The sequence below is a fragment of the Dapis brunnea BLCC-M229 genome, from assembly GCF_050015995.1.
In the GTDB taxonomy this organism is placed as follows: domain Bacteria; phylum Cyanobacteriota; class Cyanobacteriia; order Cyanobacteriales; family Microcoleaceae; genus Trichodesmium.
Map to the genome: position 1 here is coordinate 1 of NZ_JBNHEP010000124.1, position 7,050 is coordinate 7,050.

General features: G+C 36.3%; 7 protein-coding genes. 5 read left to right on the forward strand and 2 right to left on the reverse strand.

The genetic code is table 11. The features are described 5' to 3' along the window. Positions 1 to 139 precede the first annotated feature (139 nt). Complete coding sequence (locus ACP6PM_RS14685) at positions 140 to 598, forward strand: hypothetical protein (protein WP_426585809.1); 459 nt, start codon at positions 140 to 142, stop codon at positions 596 to 598. A 545-nt stretch (positions 599 to 1,143) separates the two neighbouring features. Further along, positions 1,144 to 1,698, forward strand: coding sequence for a calcium-binding protein (locus ACP6PM_RS14690; RefSeq protein ID WP_426585811.1), 555 nt, complete (start codon positions 1,144 to 1,146; stop codon positions 1,696 to 1,698). Positions 1,699 to 1,928: 230 nt separating this feature from the next. Here the strand turns inward: ACP6PM_RS14690 and ACP6PM_RS14695 are convergent, their stop codons facing one another. After that, complete coding sequence (locus tag ACP6PM_RS14695; RefSeq protein ID WP_426585813.1) at positions 1,929 to 2,783, reverse strand: hypothetical protein; 855 nt, start codon at positions 2,781 to 2,783, stop codon at positions 1,929 to 1,931. A gap of 341 nt (positions 2,784 to 3,124) precedes the next feature. Next, positions 3,125 to 4,120 (reverse strand): phenylalanine--tRNA ligase subunit alpha, encoded by a 996-nt coding sequence (gene pheS, locus ACP6PM_RS14700; protein ID WP_426585815.1) that lies wholly within the window; start codon positions 4,118 to 4,120, stop codon positions 3,125 to 3,127. Between the two features lie 312 nt (positions 4,121 to 4,432). Between pheS and surE the strand changes: the two genes are divergently transcribed. The 3 genes from surE (at position 4,433) to ACP6PM_RS14715 (ending at position 6,766) form a co-directional block, all read left to right on the forward strand. Next, complete coding sequence (gene surE / locus ACP6PM_RS14705) at positions 4,433 to 5,236, forward strand: 5'/3'-nucleotidase SurE (protein WP_426585817.1); 804 nt, start codon at positions 4,433 to 4,435, stop codon at positions 5,234 to 5,236. Between the two features lie 128 nt (positions 5,237 to 5,364). After that, positions 5,365 to 5,751 carry a hypothetical protein gene (locus tag ACP6PM_RS14710; RefSeq protein WP_293108362.1) on the forward strand — a complete coding sequence of 129 codons (387 nt, stop codon included), beginning with the start codon at positions 5,365 to 5,367 and terminating at the stop codon, positions 5,749 to 5,751. 358 nt (positions 5,752 to 6,109) lie between these two features. After that, a complete protein-coding gene (locus tag ACP6PM_RS14715) occupies positions 6,110 to 6,766 on the forward strand; it encodes a GNAT family N-acetyltransferase (RefSeq protein WP_426585819.1) in 657 nt (218 codons plus the stop codon). The last annotated feature ends 284 nt before the right edge of the window (positions 6,767 to 7,050 follow it).

Here is a 7,050-nt window from a genome sequence, read left to right on the forward strand (position 1 = left end):
GCGCTGAAGCGCAACTACAAACAAAAAAAATCATTCTCGTAGTAGGCTTCAGCCCGATTATTTATAATATATTTGGGGGCGCTGAAGCATAACTACAAACAAAAAAATAAATCAACTCAAACCAATCATAACTACAGCCATGTCAAAAAATATTGTCTTGTCTTCCTACTTAAATTTGCCAAAACTTTCAACATTTACTATTACCTTTTTAATCAGTTTAAGTGTTGGCTTAATATCTACTGCTAATGCTCAAGAAGAAGATTATCGTAAACCTGCTGAACGCAAAATTAAGGTTCCTTTTTTTGAGGAAGAAAGAAAATTAAATACTGATGATGCTTTTAGTAGCTTTTCTAATACTTTTTTAAATGATGCTCTTGGTGGCACAGGCGACCCAATGGGTGGAGGAACTGTACCTGGTTCTGATTTTACCATGTCGCCCAATGTATCAGACTCAGAATTTACCGATCCTACTCGTGGAGTCCCTAGTCGTGGCGGGGTAACTGGAAGTCCTCAACCTAGTGGTGGCCCTAGTCCTGTGTCACCTACGCCCATCAATGGTGGAGGTAGGGGGATTTTTCAAAATTTACCACCGAGGTAAGGAACGAAAATTAAATAAGACCGGGAAATTTTGGTTTTTGCCAGTCAAACCTCTTGACAGTAATTAATTTTATTCGGTTTTATTTTGTTCTCATTCCTTAATCCTAACCGAAAACAATTGTTATATCATCTCCGGTTGAACAGTTATAAATAAATAACAGAGGAGTCAGGAGTCAAGAGTCAGGAGGGAAGAAAGAGGAGTAGAAGGAGAAAGTTTTTTTATCACTAATTATCGGGACATGATATTATATCAAATCCGCTTAATTCGGTATAAAAAAATGTTCCATCTTCAGTTATTGCTAAATCTTTCTATATCTCCCCATCTCCCCAGCATCTTTATCTAATTACACGAATGCTACCGGATTTGATATTATTGCTGGTATTGCTGGTCTGAGGGTTTCTTCTTGCTGATCGCTACAACTATATAAATAGATTTTAAACGAAGGCAGAGTTAAAAGTTGCATAAGTTTAACCAGACTTAGAAATATTAGGAATTTGAGTCTATTTCAATATGGACTGTAACTAAATTGTGGAGGGCAAATTTTAATGTCTATACTATCTTGGGAAGGAACTTCAGGAGCTGATGGTATTGATGTAAGTACCTTTGGAACAGAAGCTTTCATGTCTTGGTATATGAAAGGTCGTGCCGGTAATGACGAAGTGAGGGGTGGGTTTAATAAGGACACAATTGCAGGTAATGAAGGCGATGATGTCCTATTAGGCCATGATGGCGATGACAAGCTATATGGTGGGATAGGTAACGATGTTCTATTTGGAGAGGAAGACAACGATGTTCTATATGGTGGAGCTAATGACGATACTTTAGTAGGTGGAGCAGGTAGCGACACTTTAACAGGTGGAAGTGGTACAGACTATTTTGTTTTCGATGCCATTCCATTACCTGGTGAAATAGATACGATAGTAGATTTTAGCATTATTGAAAGTGACAAGATTCAAATAGATCAAGCAGCTTGGGGAATTGGTGGCATTGAAGATTTTGAGTTTGACAACAGTACAGGTCATTTAATGTTTCAGGGAATGCATTTTGCTACTCTCAATAATCTTAATTTTACTCCTGACAACGATATTGATTTGGTCTAGGGAGAAATAAAGTGGCATCAAATTCAAATTAGGAAGGACAAGAAATGGACAAAAGAAACAAACCTAACTAAAATTAACTCTAAAAACTCTAAGAAAATGAGCTAGAAAATGTAGTTTTCATGTCGGTAGACCACAGTAGGGAGGTTCCATGGAACCTCCCTACTGGATTTTGCTTGTGACGATGTAGTTCATCAATCTGAAAAGCGCTCTAAACCTAACTTGATACACAACTACTTGCACTCAACCAAATTACCAGCAGAAACAAACCCCCGCAAAGGAGAACTAATTTTCACCCACTTACGTTTTTCACCATTTTGATCGGGAATTAACCGATAATTTTCTACTAAAGTAAGCTGACCGTCAACAGGAACTTTGCCTCTATACTCAGAACGTCTGGTAGCATCCGCACGCACTGCTAAACCTCGTGGTGCTTTTTTACTATCAATTTCACGACATAAACTTTCATCTATTTCTGATGCAGACTCAGAAGTTGGAGATGTTTGTGTCGGCAAATTATCAATAGGAGTATTTTGACCGGAAGATTCTTTTGTAGTTTCTTCTTGACTAGAAACTTCTCCTGAACTCTCTTTTGCCACTTCAGAACATTCTATTAAATTGGTTTCATTGCCAGGAAAACCCCTGGAAACAAATCCTGAAATAGGAGAAGTAATTTCCACCCAGGTGCGACCAGCAGGTCCCCTAATATTTCGATAACCTTCTATTAATGTCACCTGTTGATTAGGATCTACGCTGCCCACTTTAGGAGAATTAGGAGTAGGTCTTTTTTGAACAGTTAAACCTTCTTTCTCATTAACTTGACGACACAAACTAGCAGTTTCTTCAAATATTTGAGTGATTTTGGGGGATATCTGAATAGTATTTCCAGATAGTTGAATAGTTTCTTCAAATATTTGAGTAGTTTCTGGAGATATTTGAGTGGTTTCTTCAGATACCTGAATAGTTTCTGGAGATATTTGAGTTATTTCTTCAGATATCTGAGTAGTTTTGGTGTTTGTGATAGCTTTTTTAGCAACACTAACAACTATCATTAACATTAATATTAATAATGCCACTGATTGACGCATACTTAATCAAGTCAAAAGTAATTTCAGTTATCAGTTATCAGTTATCAGTACCTCGTATAATAGGTATAATAGGGACTTCAAATACAGAATATTCTTTTTTTATACCCTTAAAAAAGGAGGTATAACACCCAAATTTTTCTGTCAAGAGTCATTTATGTAAGTAATACAAGTTAAAGTTATACCAATTACCATGCATTAACTTAGATGGTACCTCAATTATTAAGTAATTAATATAGACTGAATAACTGTTTCAATAATTATTAACCAGGAGGATATTAATTATTATTATCTTTACCTCTCCCCTACTCCCCTCCTCCCCTACTCCCTTCGAGCAAAGCTAGTTAAAACTGCTGCAAAAAGCGTAAGTCACTAGCATAAACCCGCCGAATGTCATCAATTTGGTGTAGCACCATGGCAAATCTTTCTACCCCAAAACCTGCTGCAAAACCTGTATACTTTTCCGGATCGTAACCCACTGCTTGCAACACATTAGGGTCTACCATCCCACAACCCAATACTTCTAACCATTTACCATTCCATTCTAAATCTACTTCTGCTGAAGGTTCGGTAAATGGGAAATAGCTAGCACGGAAACGAATGGGTAAGTCCCCAAACATTTGTCGGAGGAATTCTTTTATAGTTCCTTTGAGGTCGGAAAATCTTAATCCTTCATCTATTGCCAATAGTTCAATTTGATGGAAAACTGCAGCATGGGTTGCGTCTACAGTATCGCGCCGATAAACACGACCAGGTGCAACAATTCGGATGGGTGGTTCATGTTTTTCCATGTATCGGATCTGGACTGAGGAGGTGTGAGTCCGCATTAAGTTTCCATCTGGCAGGTAGAAGGTATCCTGCATATCTCTCGCGGGGTGGTCTGGCGGAGTATTTAGGGCTTCAAAGTTATAGTAGTCGCTTTCCATTTCTGGGCCAGTAGATATTGTATACCCTAAACCAACGAAAATGTCAAGGGCACGGTCTATGAGGCCATTTAGGGGGTGGATTTTTCCCTGGGAGCGATTTACTCCTGGCATACTAACATCTAAGGTTTCAGCTTGAAGTTGGGCTGCAATTTCTGCTGCTTGTAAGCTGCTACGTTTTTCGTCTAGGTTGGTTTGGATGGCTTGTTTAACTTCGTTGGCGATCGCTCCTACTTTTGGTCGTTCTTCTGGGCTGAGTTTACCCATTGCACCAAGAATTTTGGACACTTGACCTTTTTTACCTAGATAGTTAATCCGTAAGTCTTCTAATTTTTCTAGGCTTTCTGCTATGGCGATCGCCTCTGTTGCTCCTTGGCGTAATTCTTCTAATTGAGTTCCAATATCACTTATCTGCATAATTTGTGAATAATATTTACAATACTTTTATTTTTGGGCAGGTTTGGATGGTAATAGTAATTTTTAGTCTAATTTTATCATTGAAATAGATAGAATAATTGATTGCTCATTAATACCAATTTTATGTAAATTTGAAAAAAAGATGTTACAAATAGTTTCAAACTATATATGTGAAATAATTTCCTGAAATTACTGTAGCGTTAAAGTTTTGAGCCTATAAAATCTTAATTCTTAACTTTTGACTTTTGACTTCCATCAAGAGAACAAATTTTTTTTCTAAATTCTGAATTCTAAATTCTAAATTCTAAACTAATGAAAATATTGGTTAGTAACGACGACGGCATTTTTGCAGAAGGTATCCGGAGTTTGGCTAATGGTTTAGCCGCAGTAGGCCATGAAGTTATTGTTGTTTGTCCTGACAAAGAACGTTCAGCCACAGGTCATGGTTTAACATTACATCAACCAATTCGGGCCGAAATTGTCAAATCAATTTTTGATGATGGGATCAAAGCTTGGGCCTGCTCTGGAACTCCTGCTGATTGTGTTAAATTGGCCCTATTTGGCTTATTAGAAAGTCAACCAGATTTAGTATTAGCAGGAATTAATCATGGCCCAAATTTAGGAACAGATATTTTATATTCTGGTACTGTTTCTGCAGCGATGGAAGGAATAGTTGAAAATATTCCTAGCATTGCCTTTAGTCTTGGCAGTTACACTTCTAGAGAATTTGAAGTTGCTGTCAATTTTGCTCAAAGTTTAGTGCAGAAAATGGAAAGTCAACCTTTAGATAATTTAATGTTACTAAATGTAAACATTCCAGCAGTCGAGGAAACAGAAATAGCAGGAGTAAAAATTACCCGTCAAGGAATTCGTCGATACATAGATATATTTGAAAAACGGGTCGATCCGCGAGGTAAAACCTACTATTGGCTAGCTGGAGAAGTGCAGGAAGATGTAGAAGACACTAACGATCGATCCTCAGTAGAAAAATTACCAACAGATATTCAGGCAATGCATGAAAAATATATTACAATTACCCCCTTGCAATACAATCTAACCTATGGTAAACAACTGGGCTATCTGGAAAAGTGGAAAATTGATAATTTTCGTGAATAGTTAACACTAATAGAATAGAAAGTAAGGCTAAACTATATAAAGAATAGGCAAGATATTTCAGATTGCAGATCAAAAAAACTTCAGCCGTCTAACTAGTAATAATTTTCGTTGATTTCTCAAAAACAAATATGAACGCTCCCACATCTAAGAGTAATTATGTAATCTGTCCAATTTGCAATCGCTCTAGTATTGCACAACCAGTAGAAATGTTTAATGGGTTATTTACCTGTCCATATTGCCATTCCCATCTGGTAATAAGTTGGAGTGGCCATTATGTCAGAGACCCCTTAGCAATTCAACAACTAGATATGGGACAAATGCTCAGACGGCAAAGTAGACCTTTGGCTAGGTTACGCCGTGACTTGACTCGTCAGTACCTACCAATATTTGCGGTAATTGGTAGTGCAATATTTTTGGGAGGAGCGATCGCTGCTCTAAGTAGGTATGATTTTAAGTCGGGTATATTTGATGGAGTATTAGAGTGGGTGCAAGAAAAAGAATTGTTTGATAATTAAAAGAGTCATTCAATAATTAATAATTAATAATTAATAATTAATAATTACCTCTTCTTAAAACATTGAGGATTGGTTAAAAAGAAAATTTTTTTCTTTTCGAGGGGAGATTGGATATGGCAAGGTTTCCTTCCCATCCCATCCCTCGACCGCTTTTTCTCCTTGCTCATCAGAGGCTTTAAACCTTTATTTTTCGGTAATTACTGAGTTTATAATATTATTTATAAATAATTATAAGGATAGGAATTACAGCAGTTTTGAAATCGATAAACCATAGTTTTTCAAGTAATTCTAAAGTATTTTCTAACTGCTGATTGCTAATTACTAAAATACAAAGTTTATTTGAGGAGTTAATATACTCATGTCAGAACAAAATGAGATTGTATATGAAATTTTACAGGAAAAAGATATAGAGCCAACAATTAATTGTGTGGTTGATGTATTTCCTAGTGCAGAACCTATGTCAATAGCACTTAAAATTACTCCTAGTGACTTTTATCCCTTTGCTGAGATAATTTGCCAAAAAGCTGTGGCAGAAGGATTATCTCATATTGCTAAAGATCCTGCTACTTCAGAAGTAGCAGGGTTTATTATTTCAGAGCATTTATCAAATGAGTCAGAGGAAGAAATACACAAAAATATTCCTCAAAAATTTGAGGTTGTTTCTCAAGTTTTAAAAGAGCTACATGAGCAGTACGAGATGGAAAAAAAACTCGTCAATAGCAAGATGTTTCATCTATTTTTATTGGGAGCTAGAGAAAAATATAGAGGCAGAAAAATTGCCAATACATTAGTTGAAAATAATCTCAAGGTGGCAGCTCAAGCAGGATTTTCTAAAGCAATAGTAGAAGCTAGTGGAAAGATATCCCAGCACATTTGTCGAAAGTATGGGTTTGAGGATAGAGTTTCTATAGATTATCAGAATTATGAATACAAAGGAATTAAAGTATTTGAGGAAATCAAGGAGCATCAAAGCTGTATTCTAATGGAAAAAGCATTGATAATGGATAATGGATAATGAATAATAGACATAGGCGTGAAAATTAAAAATCAAATTAATTCTCATCCAGAAATTATCTATTCTTTATTCCTGTTCCCTGTTCCCAGTTAAGTTTTCCCTCCTTTCCGGAGATGTCTAATGAATAATGAATAATGAAAACTATCTCTAATTATCAATTATTAATTGGCAATTATCCATTAGTAAAGAGGCTTTCAATCTCTGGGAATTAATTAGGGTTTGCTGAAAAAGTCTTATGAAAAAGTCTTATGGGTGAGGGTAGGATTCAGGAGTCAACCCACCCC